The following is a 16,079-nucleotide window of genomic DNA, read 5'->3' as shown; positions in this document are numbered from 1 at the left end:
AATTGAATATGATCTTTAGACAAGTAGAGGCACCCGCTTCTCGCCTGATCGACACAATCAATGTAGTTGCCAGGTTATCACATTCTGAATTTTTGAAGATGACAGGATATGTGTGGGTGCTTCCAAGTACCGACACTTTTTTTATTGTCTTTAATGGCTAAGTTTTTATACACTTGTCAATGACCACGATAAAGGTCAGGTTCTTACAAAGGCCGGTCATAGTTCATGCCGCTGTTAAAAAAACTCGGAGGTGGATGATTATTAGCAAAGATATGAATGTCAATGAGAATATTCGCGCACGTGAAGTTCGTCTTATTGATTCTAATGGAGATCAACTTGGTGTTAAATCACGTACTGAGGCGCTTGAAATTGCCGCAACACGTAACTTAGATTTAGTCCTTGTTGCACCAAATGCCAAACCGCCAGTATGTCGTATTATGGATTACGGTAAGTTTCGTTTTGAGCAACAGAAAAAAGATAAAGAAGCACGCAAGAAGCAAAAAATCATTAATGTCAAAGAAATCCGTCTTAGCCCGGGTATCGAAGAGCATGACTTTAATACAAAGCTTCGTAATGCACGCAAGTTTTTGGAAAAAGGAGACAAAGTAAAAGTGTCTATTCGTTTCCGTGGTCGTGCCATTACGCACAAAGATTTAGGTCGTAAAGTTCTCGAACAAATGGCTGAAGAATGTAAAGATTTATCAACAGTTGAGCAAAAAGCTAAAATGGAAGGCCGTAGCATGTTCTTAATGCTTGCGCCGATCAATGAAAAATAAGCTTTAATTTATATGCTTTTAAGGAGGAACTACTCATGCCAAAAATGAAAACACATAAAGGCACTCAAAAACGTTTCAAAAGAACTGCTTCAGGTAAACTAAAGCGCGGTAGTGGTTACACAAGTCACTTAGCAGCTAACAAATCAACGAAGCAAAAACGTAAGTTGCGTAAAGGTGGCCTTGTATCTGCAGGGGACCAAAAACGTATTGATCAAATGTTACCAAGATAACTAAACACAAGACATTCGGTAAGATATATAGGAGGGAATTATTATGGCACGTGTTAAAGGTGGAACAGTCACACGTAAGCGTCGTAAACGCATATTAAAATTAGCAAAAGGGTACTACGGTTCAAAACATGCCCTATTTAAAGTAGCAAAGCAACAAGTTTGGAAATCAGGTCAGTATGCATACCGTGACCGTAAGCAAAAGAAACGTGACTTCCGTAAATTATGGATTGCACGTATCAATGCTGCAGCACGTATGAACGATCTTTCATACAGCCGTCTAATGCACGGTCTAAAATTAGCAGGTATTGAAGTTAACCGTAAAATGTTAGCAGAACTTGCTATATCAGACGAAAAAGCTTTTGCTCAATTAACTGAGCAAGCAAAAACAGCATTAAACAAATAATTAACACATGATTAAAGAGTTGTTTTCTTAACAGAAGACAGCTCTTTTCGTTATGTATAAATGAATGTGAGGGAAATAAGATGGAATGGTTTATTTTCTATCTCGTCATCGTAAATGTCATTGGATTTATTCAAATGGCGGTTGATAAGAGAAAAGCACAGTACAATAAGTGGCGACTACCGGAAAAACAACTATGGTTCGTCAGCTCCATATTTGGCGCGCCAGGCACGTATTTTGGGATGCGATTTTTCCGTCATAAAACAAAGCATAAGCTATTCAAATTTGGATTGCCGGTTTTATCTTTGTTAGAACTTATCGTCATTGTATTTATATTTGCTTATTTTGATTGGAGCTTGTAAAGTAAAAGGTATAAATGATACATATTATTTAGGGGGTTACTTATGGAACTGACGACTTTATTTAAACGACAGAAAGAATTAGATGATTATATTGAACAAAAACACGATTTAAAATCACGAGATTTATTTGATGAGAAAATCTTAGCACTCTTTGTTGAAATTAGTGAATTAGCTAACGAAACGCGCTGTTTTAAATTTTGGAGTTTGAAAGAACCGAGTCCTAAGCAAGTGATTTTAGAAGAGTATGTTGATGGGATTCACTTCTTGCTTTCTTTAGGATTATCAAGAAATCTAACACCAGAAAAAGCAGAGCCCTTTGAACAAGAAATCACAACAACAGCTCTATTTAATCAAATGTATCGCGCCATTGATTATTTTAAAGATCAACAAGATGAGCAGACATTCTTAATTGTCTTTGAGCTATACTTAAAGTTAGCGCGTCAACTTGGGTTCACCGATAATGATATCTTAAACGCTTATCATGACAAGAATAATGTAAACTTTAAACGACAAGATAACAATTATTAATGACATTGAATTAAAAAAGGAGAAAAAATAGATGAATGAGAAATTGATGATGTTAAAAGAGCTTACTGAAGCAAAAGGGATATCCGGTCATGAGAAAGAAGCACGTGAAGTTATGGCACGCTATATTAAACCTTATGCAACAGAGATGACGACTGACCGTATTGGGAGTTTAATTGCAAAGAAAGTGGGAAAGGCAGGCGGGCCAAAAGTCATGGTCGCCGGACACTTAGATGAAATTGGTCTTATGGTCACACGAATTGATGATTCAGGCTTTGTCTACTTTCAGACAATTGGCGGTTGGTGGTCACAAGTGATGTTGGCGCAAAGAGTGACAATTATGTCGTCTCAAGGTGATATCACAGGAATCATTGGTTCAAAGCCGCCCCATATTATGCCTGCAGAGGCTCGTAAGAAACCGTATGAAATTAAAGATATGTTTATTGATATTGGTGCGTCCAGTATGGAAGAAGCTAAAGCATTTGGTGTTAAACCTGGAGACTCAGTTGTACCCTATTTCGAATTTCAGCCGATGAAAAACGAAAAATTGTTACTGGCAAAAGCCTGGGATAACCGTGTTGGTTGCGCTATAGCAATTGAAGTGCTGAAAGCACTAAAAGACGTTGATCATCCAAACGTAGTATATGGTGTTGGAACTGTACAAGAAGAAGTGGGGCTTCGCGGAGCAAAAACTGCCGCAAATGCTATTCAACCTGATATTGCTTTTGCGGTGGATACTGGTATTGCTGGAGACACGCCGGGCATTTCAGCGAATGAAGCTGATAGTAAAATAGGAGACGGGCCTCAAATTATCATTTATGATGCTTCAATGATTTCGCATAAAGGTGTTAGAGACCTCGTTGTTGATACGGCGGAGAAGCATGATATTCCCTATCAGTATGCGACGATTGCTATGGGGGGAACGGACAGTGGTTCTATTCATTTGACAGCTAATGGTGTACCGGCGTTATCAATTGGGGTTGCCACAAGGTATATTCACTCACATGCTGCGATTATTCATCAAGATGATTTGGATAATGCTGTGAAGTTAATTGTTGAAGTTATCAAGCAGCTAGATGAGGAAATGGTTAAAACCATCACTTTTGGTTAAGGTTTAATGATTCAGTACCAAAAAAACGGATGACCAGTTTAGTAGGCCATCCGTTTTTTATATCGTTTGACAGATGTATCAAGTCATTAACTGAGCAAATGTTGTATTTTCTTAACATATTGTGTTGTTTCGTTAAAAGGTGGTATGCCTCCGTAGCGATCAACATTCCCTGGCCCTGCATTATAGGCGGCAAGTGCAAGTGTTTCGCTGCCATTATAACGCTCCAGCATTTGGGCTAAATATTTAGTGCCACCCATGACGTTTTGGTATGGATCAAAACGATCTGTTACACCTAAACCTTCTGCTGTTTTTGGCATCAGTTGCATTAAGCCAACCGCCCCTGCACGACTTACAGCATCAGCCTTAAAGTTTGATTCTGTTTGAATAACTGCGCGAATCAACTGCGTATTCACTCCGTAAGTTTCACTTGCCTGTTGAATAATATCATCTAAGCCAGTAGGTGTATACTGAATATTAACTGGCATTGTCTGGAAAGTGGGCGTTGTTTGTAATCGGTTTTCAATGATATCTCTGATTCTCATCTCCGGCTGTGATGTCGCCTCTGATAAAATTGCTTCAAAGTCAAGTGAGCCTGTTACAGCAGTGTTATTTAAATTATTTTGAAAGTTAGCGATTGATTGCAATTGCATCATCTCACGCATCATTTGTATAGCCATTATAGTAACCCCTCAGTATAGATTATGTTTTAAATGAACGCACTCGTAATTTCACTCCTAGTCTTAGTTTAGCTAAAGTTTATTTGAAAGTAAAGAAGTTTTAAATGGATTTGCCGGCACAAACTACGCGGTGCCGGCAAAGAGTTAAGATGCTTGAAGCGTCTTTGATAATTCTTCTAACATTGCCTGTTTATGTTCAGCTGATGCCTGTTGCCAATGTAATTCAAATAAATAGCCTAAACCAGGTAAGAGTTGTTCTTCGTGTGATTTAAGAGCATCACGAATGGTTGCCTCTAATTCACTTGGTGTGACATTCATTAGTTTTTCTTTTAGCGCCATCCGAATGTTAAGATTCATGTTCCATCTCCTTTACCTATTGATATAAATAGTTTGACCACTATTGACTTCATTATGTATGATAGAGAAGACATTTTTAAATAGAACGGAAAAAGGGTGAGTTTTTTGATAACATCAATAAAAAATGAAACAGTTAAACGCTGGATGAAATTGCATAAGAAAAAATATCGTGAACGATATGGCCAGTTTTTATTAGAAGGTGACCATCTTGTAGAAGAGGCTATAAAGAGTGACTGGGAAGTGTCTGAATTGATTATCCGAGAAGACCGAGATATACATACATGGCAAAATGACTACCGTATCACAGTCGTAAACCACCAAGTATTTCAAGCACTTACAGAAACGCCAGCACCGCAAGGGGTAATGGCGGTGATTAATATGAAAGATAACGTAATAAACACGTTAAAGAAACTTCTTGTGCTCGACAATGTCCAAGACCCAGGTAATGTTGGAACAATGATTCGCACAGCTGATGCATTTAATTATGATGGCGTCATTCTTGGGAAAGGCACCGTCGATCTGTTTAATGATAAAGTCATACGAGCGACGCAGGGGTCTTTGTTTCATATACCCGTAATAAAAAGAGATCTACGTACCCTATTGCCTGAACTAAAACAGAACGGCCTTACTGTTATTGCCTCAACATTAGAAGAATCTGTGCCATTAAATCATATTGACCCGATGGATAACTTTGCGATCATTGTTGGTAACGAGGGCAGTGGTATCGCTCAAGATATTCAGGAACTGAGCGATATTCGTGTGAAAATCCCTATCCCAGGTCAGGCAGAATCGTTAAATGTGAGTATTGCCGCAGCAATAGTAATGTACCACTGTCAATAAGTAGACTAAGGTAGGCAAGATCTTTACTAATAACGTGATGATGAAATTATTTTCAATTCAACCATTGCGAGATTTGTTTTTTTTCACTATACTAAAGGATAGATGTAAACTGAAATTATATGACGATATAAAAAGCAAAGAACGAGCCAAGTACGTTTAATGCATAAGCCATTGATTAGGGATGTTTTGCCGAGACTGAAAGCAAAACACGTGGAGCATAGACAGAATTCACTCGGGAGCTGTTCATGGGACCTTTTTTATAATTTAAAAAAGTAAAATGATACCGGACATAACCGTTCGTTAACAAATGAGAGTGGGCAAAGCAAGACTTTGTCAACAAGGGTGGTACCGCGATCGATAGCCTCGTCCCTTTTTGGGAGGGGTTTTTTATATTGTCTAAAAGTTAATCATTTGAAGGAGGAGATCATAATGCAAGAGAAATTACATGCACTAAAAGAAGAAGCGCTAACCAAAGTAGCGCAAGCAGAGGATTTAAAAGCGTTAGAAGCGGTTCGAGTGGGCTATTTAGGAAAAAAAGGACCGATGACAGAAGTATTAAGAGGTATGGGTAAACTATCACCCGAAGAACGCCCCGTTGTTGGTGAATTAGCAAACAAAGTGCGCGAAGCTATTACAACAGCACTTGAAGAGAAAAAACAACGGTTTGAGGCAGACGTGTTAAATACTCAATTAAAAACTGAAACGATTGATGTTACGCTTCCAGGACGTCCTGTTAACTTAGGTGGCCCACACTTACTAACATCCATTGTTACGGAGATTGAAGATCTCTTTATTGGCATGGGCTTTGATATTAAGGAAGGACCAGAAGTTGAGACGGATTACTATAACTTCGAGGCATTAAACTTACCGAAAGATCATCCGGCACGGGATATGCAAGACTCTTTTTATATTACAGAAGAGCTACTACTTCGTACCCATACTTCACCAGTTCAAGCACGAACGATGGGTGAGTATAGAGGAAATAAGCCAGTGAAAATGATTTGTCCAGGTAAGGTTTATCGACGAGATACAGATGATGCCACACACTCACATCAATTTACTCAAGTAGAAGGTTTGTATGTGGATAAGAACGTACGCATGAGTGATTTAAAAGGTGTACTCAATCAGTTTGCGAAACAGTTTTTCGGTGAAGAACGTGAAATTCGATTACGTCCAAGCTTCTTCCCGTTTACTGAACCGTCTGTCGAAATGGATATTTCATGTAAGGTTTGTCATGGTAAAGGCTGTTCTGTTTGTAAGCAAACAGGTTGGATTGAAATTTTAGGTGGCGGTATGGTTCACCCAGATGTACTGAAAATGGCAGGGTATGATCCGGAAATTTATAGTGGATTTGCATTTGGTATGGGACCAGAGCGGATTGCGATGTTGAAATACGGTGTCGATGATATTCGCCACTTCTATACAAATGATCAACGGTTCTTAACACAGTATCATAAAGCTTAAGATTTTAGAGGAGGAATAAACAGTGCTAGTTTCATTAAATTGGTTAAAACAATATGTTGATTTGGGTAGTGAAACACCCGAGTCACTTGCAGATAAAATTACTAAGACAGGTATTGAAGTTGAGGGGATTGAATACGTCTCAGAAAAACTAAATCATGTGGTCGTCGGCTATGTAGAATCATGTGAGAAACACCCTGATGCCGATAAATTAAACGTAACAATCGTTAATGTTGGCACAGAGACAATACAAATCGTTTGTGGCGCACCAAATGTCAAAGCGGGTCAACACGTTATTGTCGCAAAAGTCGGCGCAGTACTTCCGGGTAACTTTAAGATTAAAAAAGCTAAATTACGTGGTGTTGAATCTAACGGCATGATTTGCTCTTTACAAGAACTCGGTGTAAAGGAGCAATTTGTCCCGAAAGACTTAGCGGACGGTATTTTTGTCTTTGATGAAGAGGTAGAAGTTGGTCGTGATGTGACGTCATATTTAAACTTGGATGATGCGATTTTAGAGCTGGGTCTTACGCCAAATCGCTCTGATGCATTAAGTATGTTAGGTGTTGCTTATGAAGTTGCGGCAATTCTTAATGAAAAAGTGCAGCTACCTAATGTTTCATACAATACATCAACCAAACGAGCGTCTGAGTTAGTTAATGTAGAGGTAGAGGCTAAAGAAGATAATCCTTACTACGGTGCATTTGTTGCGAAAAACATCACCATTAAAGCTTCTCCGCTTTGGATGCGTAATTACTTAATGGCTGCAGGTATTCGTCCTATTAACAATGTCGTTGATATTACAAATTATGTTTTGTTAGAATATGGTCAACCATTACATGCATTTGACTTAGACAAATTTGGTTCAAATCAAATCGTTGTAAGACGAGCAGAAGCAGAAGAAAAATTCAAAACTTTAGATGAAGAAGTTCGCACGTTAAATGCCGAGCATTTAGTGATTACAAATGGTGAAAGACCACATGCACTTGCAGGTGTGATGGGTGGTTTTGAATCGGAAGTATCAGAAACGACGCGTACCATATTACTGGAAGCGGCTTATTTTGATGGAAAGCGTGTGCGTCAAGCTGTAAAAGATCATGGTCTAAGAAGCGAATCAAGTACGCGTTTTGAAAAAGGTGTTGATCCAAACCGTGTTAAAAAAGCAGGATTCCGAGCGCTTCACTTATTAGAGAAATATGCAGATGCGACGATTTGCCAAGGTGTCAGTGAATACGATGCATTGGATTATGAAGAAAAAGATGTTGTTATAACAACAGAACGTATTAACGAACGTCTTGGTACAACGATTAGCGATGATGAGATTATCGTTATTTTAAATAAACTACAGTTCAATTATACTCAATCAGGTTCTAGTTTTACGGTACATGTACCGACGCGTCGCCAAGATATTACTATTTTTGAAGACATGTTAGAGGAAGTAGCACGTATTTATGGCTACGATCATCTTGATTATACTCTTCCTGAAGGTGGGCAATTTGCTGGTAAGTTAACAGAGCGTCAAGCCCTTAAACGCTTTGTTAAGCAAGTAATGGAGGGGGCAGGTTTGTCTGAAGCCATTACTTATTCATTAACAACGACAGAGCGAGCGACCCGTTTGGTTGCCCCGGATATTAAAGTAAAAGCTGTCTCACCTGTTCGATTAGCTATGCCTATGAGTGAAGAACATTCGACTCTGCGCTTAAGTATCTTACCAGAACTATTAGCGGTTGCGAGTTACAATCAAGCACGAAAAGAGAAAGATATTGCCCTCTATGAAATAGGTACAGTGTTTGTTTCCGATGAAAAAGAAGTAACGAAACAACCTAAAGAACTCAACCGTTTATCTGGTGTGATGCAAGGTGCGTGGCTATCACATCCATTCCAACAAGAGCAAAAATCAGTCGACTTTTACGTTGCGAAAGGGATTGTGGAAACATTAATTGAACGACTAGGTGTAGACGTTCAATTCACTAAAGCTGATATAGATGGTATGCATCCGGGCAGAACAGCAGAAATCTTTGCAAACAATCAATCCATTGGTTTTATTGGACAAGTGCATCCAACTTTAGCAAAAACGTATGATTTAAAAGAGATTTACGTCTTTGATCTTGATTTAGAATACCTCTATGATGCGGTCGATGTTGAGCCGAGATTCGTCCAAATTCCGCGCTTCCCATCCATGTCAAGAGACATTGCTTTAGTAATGGACGGAGTGACACCAAGTGGAGAGGTGTTATCAACAATAAAAAGCGCAGCTGGTGAGCACCTGTATAGCGTTCATGTTTTTGATGTCTATCAAGGTGACAACTTGCCTGAAGGTAAAAAATCACTCGCCTTTAATTTACGCTACCTTGATCCAACGCGAACACTCACAGATGAAGAAGTAGAAGCGAGCTATATGCATGTGTTAGAAGCAGTAAAAGCAAGGCACGGTGCTGTCTTAAGAGCTTAAAAAACTAAAAAGCAGAGGCTTATTTATTTAAGTAAGCCGCTGCTTTTTCTGTGTTTTTAAAATGTACTTTCGCATAGTGTGTGAGGCATTCTTTGCCCTTTTTTTTGATTAAATAACTGGCGGCCTGATCAACTTTTTTAGAAGCACCTTTAGGTAGGGTGAAGCCAACTTTTTCACTTAACTTATCCATTTCTTTCACAAAACTAAACCGTGCGAGAATGGATGCGCATGCTACGCTGATGGCGTGTGATTCGGCTTTTGTTACAAAAAAGGAGTTGTTGGGTAGTGTTTTTCCTTCAGTCTTTAAATGATTGATGTAGACTTTAGGTGTAGCAAACTGATCAATGATTATACCGTCAGGAACTGTAGGCGCTATTTTTTTCAGTAATTTAGTAATCGCTGTGTGATGGAGCATCGTTTTCATCTTCCCTTGAGACCAACCTTTTTGTTGCAACTGGTTATACTTTTCATTATGCAAGATAACGAGGGAGTAAGGAATGTCCAATTGAAGGATTGTTTTTGCTAATGTTTTAATCGTTTCATCCGTTAAGTTTTTTGAATCTTTCACACCTAGTTCTTTTAATAAAGGAATGTGTGTGTCTTTTACATAACAGCTACATACAGTTATTGGACCAAAATAATCGCCCGTACCAGTTTCATCAGAACCGATGGTGCTTTTAGTATAAAGCGTGGTGTCCGGCATATATTGATGCGTATTCACTTGACTAGATGTCTTCGTCTGCTGAGCGTCAGTTGTCCAACGGCTCGCTTCCACTTCTGGTGACTGGCCTTGAAACATCACTTTTTTCGACCTGTAAGCGGTAATAGTGACTCCGTTTTTTTTCGCTTGAAATGCAGCGTGTTGAGGTGTTTTAGTTTGATAGGTTTGGTAGTAATCCGTCATTTCTTTTAGCGTATCGTCTGATACGTGGTGGATAATATGTCCCATAAGCACTCCTCTTTCTTTAGTATAGGGTCATTATATCAAACAAAATAGGAATAGAATAGTTTCCTAAATCGTCAAGTTCATGTTAAGATAAATATTAGGATTTTATTAAAGGGGGTATACAGGTGACCCAGGCGAAAAAAACACGTGCTAATGTTGATATATATGGAAAGCACTACACCCTTGTGGGGGAGGAAGACCTTCATCACATGCGTATGGTGGCAAGTGTTGTGGATGATAAAATGCGCGAAATTTATCAAGCGAATAAAAGTTTAGATACGACACGATTAGCCGTTCTTACGGCTGTGAATACGATGAATGATTATTTGAAATTAAAAGAGGCGTACGATGCGCTAGAACAAAAATTGCATAAGAAAGAGGACCAAGACTAAAATGATGGATTTAATTTTAATGTTGTTACTGATTTTCGGGATATTACGTGGTTTAAAAAGAGGTTTAATCGTCCAAGTATTTCATTTTGTAAGTTTCTTTATTGCCTTTATGGTTGCTTCTCAGTTTTATAAAGGATTTGGGGATTTTTTAGAAATGTATATTCCTTACCCACCTCTTCGAGGCAATACATGGGCCTTCTTTGAAACGACCTTTAATTTAGAAGCCGCTTATTACTATATGATTGCTTTTGTTCTCTTGTTTTTTGCAACAAAAGTTGTTTTATCAATCATTACAGCGATGCTTGATTTTGTCGCAGAATTACCCCTGCTTAATATGGTTAATAAAGGACTTGGGGCTGTATTTGGTTTCCTTGAACAATATTTAGTCTTATTTATTATCGTATTTGTGTTATCTTTAATGCCGGTTGAGCAAATACAATCATTGATTAGTGATTCTAATATTGCGCGGTTTATGATCGAACAAACGCCGGTCTTCTCTGATAGGATTATGTCTTTGTTGTTTAGATAGTTATAGTGTTAGTCGAGAAGCCAGATATGGTTTTTTAACAGATTCAAGAATGTTAAACAAAGGCCCTTGTATTGTGTGTACAAGGGCCTTTCCTTCATAAAAAAGGAGTGATATATATGGTTAATACTAAAGATGATGCAGTAAATAAAAAAGATATCATCTATTTACTAGAAAAAATCGCGATTTATTTAGAGTTACAAGGGGAAAATCCCTTTAAAATATCGGCCTATAGAAAAGCGGCTCAAGCTTTAGAAACAGATCCACGTTCGCTAAGTGAAATCGATGACTGGTCAACGATTAAAGGTATTGGAAAAGGCACCCAAAGTGTCATTACTGATTTTCTTGAGTCAGGAACATCAGAAACGCTGAGACAGTTACAAGAAGAGGTCCCAGAAGGTTTGATACAACTTTTAGATATACAAGGTTTAGGTGGAAAGAAACTTGCCCGATTATATCAAGAATTAGGCATTGAGAATAAAGCAGATTTAAAACTGGCCTGTGAAAATCATAAAGTTGCAGAACTTAAAGGTTTCGGGAAAAAGTCAGAAGAAAAAATTTTGACTGGTCTACTGAGTTTAAATGAACAACCAGATAGGTTGCCATTTGATGCGGTGAGAGGTGTGAGACGATCCATTGAAACAGCATTAGCTAATATGGCTTTTGTTGAACGATTTAGCATTGCTGGTAGTATGCGACGGATGCGGGAAACAGTGAAGGATTTAGATTTTATTATTTCAACATCCGCACCCAACAAGGTAAAAGAGCAACTGATAAAACTAGATCATGTCAAAGACGTGATTGCTAGTGGTGAAACAAAAGTATCGGTCGTGATTGAAGACCAGTTTGATGTGAGTGTAGATTTTAGAATGGTAGCGGATGAAGCTTTTGCGACCACATTGCATCATTTTACTGGATCTAAAGATCATAATGTGATGCTGAGACAGTTAGCTAAATCGCGCGGAGAAAAGATTAGCGAATACGGTGTAGAAAATTTAGCAACAGGTGAGACTAAAACATTTAAGTCAGAAGAAGATTTTTTCAACCATTTTGATTTATATTTTATTCCGCCTGAAGTGAGGGAAGCTAAAGGGGAATTTGAACATTCAAGTACCTTCAATCGCCTTGTGACGTTGTCTGATATTAAAGGTGACTTACACATGCACACCACCTGGAGTGATGGGGCACAATCGATCGAAGAGATGGCTCGATTTGCCGAGGCAAAAGGGTATGAGTATATTGCAATTACCGATCATTCTAAGTTTTTACGCGTCGCCAATGGTTTGAATGAAAAGCGTTTAAGAGAACAAAGGCAAGAAATCGAGCGGGTGCAAAACCATTTTCCTAACCTTAAGATATTAGCCGGGGTTGAAATGGATATTTTACCTGATGGTAGCTTAGATTTTGATAACGCCTTCTTGCAAGAACTTGATTACGTTATTGGTGCTATTCATTCTTCCTTTAATCAAACAGAAGAAGAAATAATGACACGTCTGTTTACGGCGATGGAAAACCCGTATATCAAACATATCGCGCATCCAACGGGTCGAATTATCGGTAAGCGTAAAGGCTATCATGTAAACATGGAAAAGTTGATAAAAAAAGCAAAAGAAACGCACACTATTTTAGAACTTAATGCAAATCCAAAGCGTTTTGACTTAAGTAGTGAGTGGCTAAAAGTCTGTCAAGAGCATGGTGTAAAAGTAACGATCAACACAGATGCCCATAGCAAGGATACGCTAGATTTTATGGCTGAGGGTGTGGGTGTTGCTAGACGTGGTTGGCTTTTGAAAGATACGGTCGTTAATACATGGCCACTAGCAGAGTTAGAGGCGTATTGGAAGAAAAAACAAGAATAAGGTGATACGATGAACGAAAGAATATATCGCGTATTAGAGTTTAACAAGATCATTACTCGATTAGTTGAACAAGCAGATACGTCGTTAGGTAAAGAGCTCGCAAAACAAACAAAACCTCAAACAGACATTGAATCCGTTCTTAAGCTACAAGATGAAACAGACCAAGCGGTTCAAATTTTACGTTTAAATCAAACATTGCCATTTGGTGGTATCAGTGATATTCGTCCGAGCATTAAACGTGCAGAGATTGGTGGGGTGTTAAGTGCTTCTGAATGTTTACACATTCAAAGCACATTATATGGTACAAAGAACATTAAACGTTATATCGATCAAATGGAAGAGCCAGATGCCCCATTGATCCGAGCGCTTACGGAAGAATTAGAACCCTTATCGTCACTTGAACGCGAAATAAAGGCGTGTATTGATGATCATGGTCATGTGATGGATCAAGCATCGGATGCCTTACGTCAAATTCGTTCGAAGATTAGAACAAGTGAGACAAGGATTCGAGAACGCTTAGAAAACTTAACACGAACGAAAGCTAATATGTTGTCTGATGCTATTGTGACAATAAGAAATGACCGCTATGTTTTGCCTGTAAAACAAGAATATCGTCAAGCCATTGGTGGTATTGTTCATGATCAATCAGCTTCTGGTCAAACGCTTTTTATGGAACCACAAAGTGTGGTTGAAGTAAATAATCAATTATCAGAAGCAAGAGTGAAAGAACAAATTGAAATAGACAAAATCTTAAAAGAACTGTCAATGAAAATTGCCGTCGAGCATATGGCGTTAAGGCATAATGTTGATGTATTAAGTGCGCTTGATTTCATATTCGCTCGGGGGAAATTATCACAAGTCATGCATGCGGCTATGCCTAAGATGAATGATCAAGGCTTTATAGAAATGAAACAGGCGCGTCACCCACTGTTAACTGACGATGAGGTTGTTGCCAATGACATTATACTTGGTAAAGATTTTCATGCGATTGTTATTACTGGACCGAATACGGGTGGTAAAACGGTGACACTAAAACTCGTAGGCTTACTAACATTAATGGCACAATCTGGTTTACAAGTCCCCGCACAAGATGGCTGTGAGCTCGCTGTCTTTGAAGATGTCTTCGCTGATATAGGCGATGAACAATCTATCGAACAGAGTCTCAGTACATTTTCTTCACATATGACGAATATTGTTAAGATTTTATCGCATGTTAATGATAGAACGTTGGTTTTATTTGATGAGTTAGGCGCAGGAACCGATCCTCAAGAAGGCGCAGCACTAGCAATGGCTATACTTGATGAGGTTGTGGGGAAACAAGCGCGTGTTATCGCCACAACACACTATCCGGAGTTAAAAGCATATGGCTATAACCGTAAAGGTGTCATTAATGCGTCCGTTGAATTTAATGTTGAAACACTTAGACCAACGTACCGTCTTCTTATTGGTGTTCCAGGGCGGAGTAATGCCTTTGATATTTCACGTCGTCTCGGTTTAGATGAAACGCTTATTTCCTCAGCAAAAGAATTAATTGGTACCGATACAAAGAGTGTTGATCATATGATTGCCTCACTTGATACTGCGAGACGACGAGCGGAAGATGATTACGCAGAAGCTGAAGCTTATTTAAATGAAGCAGCTATGCTCAAACGTGATTTGGAGCGTAAATGGCAGGAGTTTGAACAAGAACGTGAACGTTTGTTTGAAAAGGCAGAACGAAAAGCTGAAAAAGCTGTAGAACAAGCACGCCAAGAAGCGGAAGCGGTCGTTCAAGCGATGAGAGAAATGAAGACAAACCACGAACTTAAAGAGCATGAATGGATAGAAGCAAGAAAACTCTTCGATGATGCGAAGCCAAACTTAATGAAAAAAGAAGAAAAACAAGTAAGACAACAGGTAAAGAACGAAACGCTTAACGTTGGAGACGATGTTCTTCTTATCACCCTTAACCAAACAGGTACGATTATGGAAAAAATCTCTGAAAAAGAGTACCAGGTACAAGTAGGTATGATGAAAATGAAAGTCAAAAAAAATCAGTTAGAAAAACTAAAGCCGAAAAAAGAAAATGCAACGCGACCAGTAGCTACAGTGAAAAACAAAGTAACTGGAACTAAACCAGAACTAGACTTGCGCGGTGAACGCTATGAAGATGCGTTACAACAACTAGATAAATATATTGATGATGCATTACTCCAAGGTTATCCGCGAGTTACAATCATTCATGGTAAGGGAACTGGCGCTTTACGCCAGGGGGTCCAAGCATTTGCGAAGCGCCATCGCCATATTAAATCTGCTACAACTGGAAGTGCTCAAGAAGGCGGTAGTGGTGTTACTATTTTTGAGTTTAACTAATTGTGAGCAGAACACTAGCCAATAAAAACCCCAGGGTGGTATACTTGGCATTATAGAAATCATTGATAATATTTTTTAGGAGGAATTATATAATGGCAACTGTAAAAGTAACAGATCAATCATTTAAAGACCAAACAGCAAAAGGTTTAGTCGTTGTAGATTTTTGGGCACCATGGTGTGGTCCTTGTAAAATGATTGGACCTGTGTTGGAAGAACTTTCTGATGAAATGGCAGACAAAGTAACTATCGCTAAATTGAACGTCGACGAAAATCAACAAACAGCTGGGCAATATGGCGTTATGAGTATTCCAACCCTTCTTTTCTTTAAAGATGGTGAAGTTGTTGACCAAGTTGTTGGTTTCCAACCAAAAGAAGCTTTAGAAGCACGTATTAATCAATATGCCTAATTCAAAAAAGAGCCGAAAGGCTCTTTTTTACTTTTCAGTCTGTATCGAGCAGTCTATAAGGGCTCTATACTAAATGTGGTGGTACCCCTTGATCTGACATGCCCTTAGCTTATATCAAAAAAACACACTTATACACCCTCATTTGTTAAACTATAATCGACGAAAAAAATAGAGAAATGAGGGGTATAAGTGCAAGACAAGTTTATCATAAAATTGTTAGGAATTGAAGATAAGCATGTGGAATTATGGGATGTGGATGAATCAAAGTCAAAGTTACAAGCATGGATAACAACGAAGGTAAAAACACAAAAATGTCCGAAGTGTAAAGCACGTACAAGAAAGGTTCATGCGTATTTCGACCAAACAGTCGAGTCTATTGGTGGTCTTCATAAGCCATTAACATTAC

General features: G+C 38.6%; 17 protein-coding genes, 1 pseudogene and 2 other annotated features. Of the genes and pseudogenes, 15 read left to right on the top strand and 3 right to left on the bottom strand.

Annotation, left to right across the window (positions count from 1 at the left end):
• Window positions 1-15 precede the first annotated feature (15 nt).
• Window positions 16-148: a sequence feature (ribosomal protein L20 leader region), on the top strand.
• A gap of 106 nt (window positions 149-254) precedes the next feature.
• From infC to BM163_RS09640, 6 genes are all read left to right on the top strand, one after another.
• Complete coding sequence (infC, locus tag BM163_RS09665) at window positions 255-776, top strand: translation initiation factor IF-3 (RefSeq protein WP_089802598.1); 522 nt, start codon at window positions 255-257, stop codon at window positions 774-776.
• Between the two features lie 35 nt (window positions 777-811).
• The gene (gene rpmI / locus BM163_RS09660) at window positions 812-1,006 is read left to right on the top strand and encodes a 50S ribosomal protein L35 (protein WP_089802596.1); all 195 of its coding nucleotides are present in this window, start codon (window positions 812-814) and stop codon (window positions 1,004-1,006) included.
• Between the two features lie 43 nt (window positions 1,007-1,049).
• Window positions 1,050-1,409 carry a 50S ribosomal protein L20 gene (rplT, locus tag BM163_RS09655; RefSeq protein WP_089802594.1) on the top strand — a complete coding sequence of 120 codons (360 nt, stop codon included), beginning with the start codon at window positions 1,050-1,052 and terminating at the stop codon, window positions 1,407-1,409.
• Between the two features lie 80 nt (window positions 1,410-1,489).
• The gene (locus BM163_RS09650) at window positions 1,490-1,768 is read left to right on the top strand and encodes a DUF1294 domain-containing protein (RefSeq protein WP_089802592.1); all 279 of its coding nucleotides are present in this window, start codon (window positions 1,490-1,492) and stop codon (window positions 1,766-1,768) included.
• A gap of 42 nt (window positions 1,769-1,810) precedes the next feature.
• Window positions 1,811-2,296, top strand: coding sequence for a dUTP diphosphatase (locus BM163_RS09645; protein WP_089802590.1), 486 nt, complete (start codon window positions 1,811-1,813; stop codon window positions 2,294-2,296).
• A 31-nt stretch (window positions 2,297-2,327) separates the two neighbouring features.
• On the top strand, window positions 2,328-3,404 hold the full coding sequence (locus BM163_RS09640; RefSeq protein ID WP_089802588.1) for a M42 family metallopeptidase: 1,077 nt from the start codon (window positions 2,328-2,330) through the stop codon (window positions 3,402-3,404).
• 86 nt (window positions 3,405-3,490) lie between these two features.
• Here the strand turns inward: BM163_RS09640 and BM163_RS14120 are convergent, their stop codons facing one another.
• Window positions 3,491-4,081, bottom strand: a complete 591-nt coding sequence (locus BM163_RS14120) for a lytic transglycosylase domain-containing protein (RefSeq protein WP_089802586.1) — start codon at window positions 4,079-4,081, stop codon at window positions 3,491-3,493.
• Between the two features lie 144 nt (window positions 4,082-4,225).
• Window positions 4,226-4,438, bottom strand: a complete 213-nt coding sequence (gene sspI, locus BM163_RS09630; RefSeq protein ID WP_089802585.1) for a small acid-soluble spore protein SspI — start codon at window positions 4,436-4,438, stop codon at window positions 4,226-4,228.
• Window positions 4,439-4,534: 96 nt separating this feature from the next.
• On the opposite strand from sspI, the gene BM163_RS09625 reads away from it, so the two are divergent.
• From BM163_RS09625 to pheT, 3 genes are all read left to right on the top strand, one after another.
• Window positions 4,535-5,278, top strand: coding sequence for a TrmH family RNA methyltransferase (locus tag BM163_RS09625; protein ID WP_309250425.1), 744 nt, complete (start codon window positions 4,535-4,537; stop codon window positions 5,276-5,278).
• A 128-nt stretch (window positions 5,279-5,406) separates the two neighbouring features.
• Window positions 5,407-5,652, top strand: a binding site (T-box leader).
• A gap of 55 nt (window positions 5,653-5,707) precedes the next feature.
• On the top strand, window positions 5,708-6,742 hold the full coding sequence (gene pheS, locus BM163_RS09620) for a phenylalanine--tRNA ligase subunit alpha (protein WP_089802581.1): 1,035 nt from the start codon (window positions 5,708-5,710) through the stop codon (window positions 6,740-6,742).
• Window positions 6,743-6,764: 22 nt separating this feature from the next.
• On the top strand, window positions 6,765-9,191 hold the full coding sequence (gene pheT, locus BM163_RS09615) for a phenylalanine--tRNA ligase subunit beta (RefSeq protein WP_089802579.1): 2,427 nt from the start codon (window positions 6,765-6,767) through the stop codon (window positions 9,189-9,191).
• Between the two features lie 19 nt (window positions 9,192-9,210).
• Here the strand turns inward: pheT and rnhC are convergent, their stop codons facing one another.
• Entirely contained in the window at window positions 9,211-10,140 is a 930-nt protein-coding gene (gene rnhC / locus BM163_RS09610) for a ribonuclease HIII (protein ID WP_089802577.1), read from the bottom strand.
• Window positions 10,141-10,262: 122 nt separating this feature from the next.
• Here rnhC and zapA point away from each other — a divergent pair, with 122 nt between their 5' ends.
• The 6 genes and pseudogenes from zapA to BM163_RS09580 all read left to right on the top strand — a co-directional run.
• Window positions 10,263-10,529 carry a cell division protein ZapA gene (gene zapA / locus BM163_RS09605; protein WP_089802575.1) on the top strand — a complete coding sequence of 89 codons (267 nt, stop codon included), beginning with the start codon at window positions 10,263-10,265 and terminating at the stop codon, window positions 10,527-10,529.
• A 1-nt stretch (window position 10,530) separates the two neighbouring features.
• Complete coding sequence (locus tag BM163_RS09600; protein ID WP_089802573.1) at window positions 10,531-11,058, top strand: CvpA family protein; 528 nt, start codon at window positions 10,531-10,533, stop codon at window positions 11,056-11,058.
• A gap of 116 nt (window positions 11,059-11,174) precedes the next feature.
• The gene (gene polX, locus BM163_RS09595; protein ID WP_089802571.1) at window positions 11,175-12,914 is read left to right on the top strand and encodes a DNA polymerase/3'-5' exonuclease PolX; all 1,740 of its coding nucleotides are present in this window, start codon (window positions 11,175-11,177) and stop codon (window positions 12,912-12,914) included.
• Between the two features lie 9 nt (window positions 12,915-12,923).
• On the top strand, window positions 12,924-15,266 hold the full coding sequence (locus BM163_RS09590) for an endonuclease MutS2 (RefSeq protein WP_089802569.1): 2,343 nt from the start codon (window positions 12,924-12,926) through the stop codon (window positions 15,264-15,266).
• Between the two features lie 92 nt (window positions 15,267-15,358).
• Window positions 15,359-15,673, top strand: a complete 315-nt coding sequence (gene trxA, locus BM163_RS09585) for a thioredoxin (RefSeq protein ID WP_089802567.1) — start codon at window positions 15,359-15,361, stop codon at window positions 15,671-15,673.
• A gap of 189 nt (window positions 15,674-15,862) precedes the next feature.
• Window positions 15,863-16,079: pseudogene (locus tag BM163_RS09580) on the top strand (hypothetical protein); the annotation flags it as partial.

Source organism: Halolactibacillus alkaliphilus, from assembly GCF_900115465.1.
GTDB classification, from domain to species: domain Bacteria; phylum Bacillota; class Bacilli; order Bacillales; family Amphibacillaceae; genus Halolactibacillus; species Halolactibacillus alkaliphilus.
The sequence above is the reverse complement of the archived record's forward strand: the minus strand, read 5'-3'. Positions and strand labels throughout refer to the sequence as shown.

Excerpts from the sequence above, each read along its gene's own strand:
- BM163_RS09650 (WP_089802592.1), top strand. The coding sequence starts at position 1,490 with ATGGAATGGTTTATTTTCTATCTCGTCATCGTAAATGTCATTGGATTT.
- BM163_RS09645 (WP_089802590.1), top strand. The coding sequence starts at position 1,811 with ATGGAACTGACGACTTTATTTAAACGACAGAAAGAATTAGATGATTAT.
- BM163_RS09590 (WP_089802569.1), top strand. The coding sequence starts at position 12,924 with ATGAACGAAAGAATATATCGCGTATTAGAGTTTAACAAGATCATTACT.
- rpmI (WP_089802596.1), top strand. The coding sequence starts at position 812 with ATGCCAAAAATGAAAACACATAAAGGCACTCAAAAACGTTTCAAAAGA.
- polX (WP_089802571.1), top strand. The coding sequence starts at position 11,175 with ATGGTTAATACTAAAGATGATGCAGTAAATAAAAAAGATATCATCTAT.
- sspI (WP_089802585.1), bottom strand. The coding sequence starts at position 4,438 with ATGAATCTTAACATTCGGATGGCGCTAAAAGAAAAACTAATGAATGTC.
- pheS (WP_089802581.1), top strand. The coding sequence starts at position 5,708 with ATGCAAGAGAAATTACATGCACTAAAAGAAGAAGCGCTAACCAAAGTA.
- rplT (WP_089802594.1), top strand. The coding sequence starts at position 1,050 with ATGGCACGTGTTAAAGGTGGAACAGTCACACGTAAGCGTCGTAAACGC.
- rnhC (WP_089802577.1), bottom strand. The coding sequence starts at position 10,140 with ATGGGACATATTATCCACCACGTATCAGACGATACGCTAAAAGAAATG.
- infC (WP_089802598.1), top strand. The coding sequence starts at position 255 with ATGATTATTAGCAAAGATATGAATGTCAATGAGAATATTCGCGCACGT.
- BM163_RS09600 (WP_089802573.1), top strand. The coding sequence starts at position 10,531 with ATGATGGATTTAATTTTAATGTTGTTACTGATTTTCGGGATATTACGT.
- BM163_RS09640 (WP_089802588.1), top strand. The coding sequence starts at position 2,328 with ATGAATGAGAAATTGATGATGTTAAAAGAGCTTACTGAAGCAAAAGGG.
- BM163_RS14120 (WP_089802586.1), bottom strand. The coding sequence starts at position 4,081 with ATGGCTATACAAATGATGCGTGAGATGATGCAATTGCAATCAATCGCT.
- trxA (WP_089802567.1), top strand. The coding sequence starts at position 15,359 with ATGGCAACTGTAAAAGTAACAGATCAATCATTTAAAGACCAAACAGCA.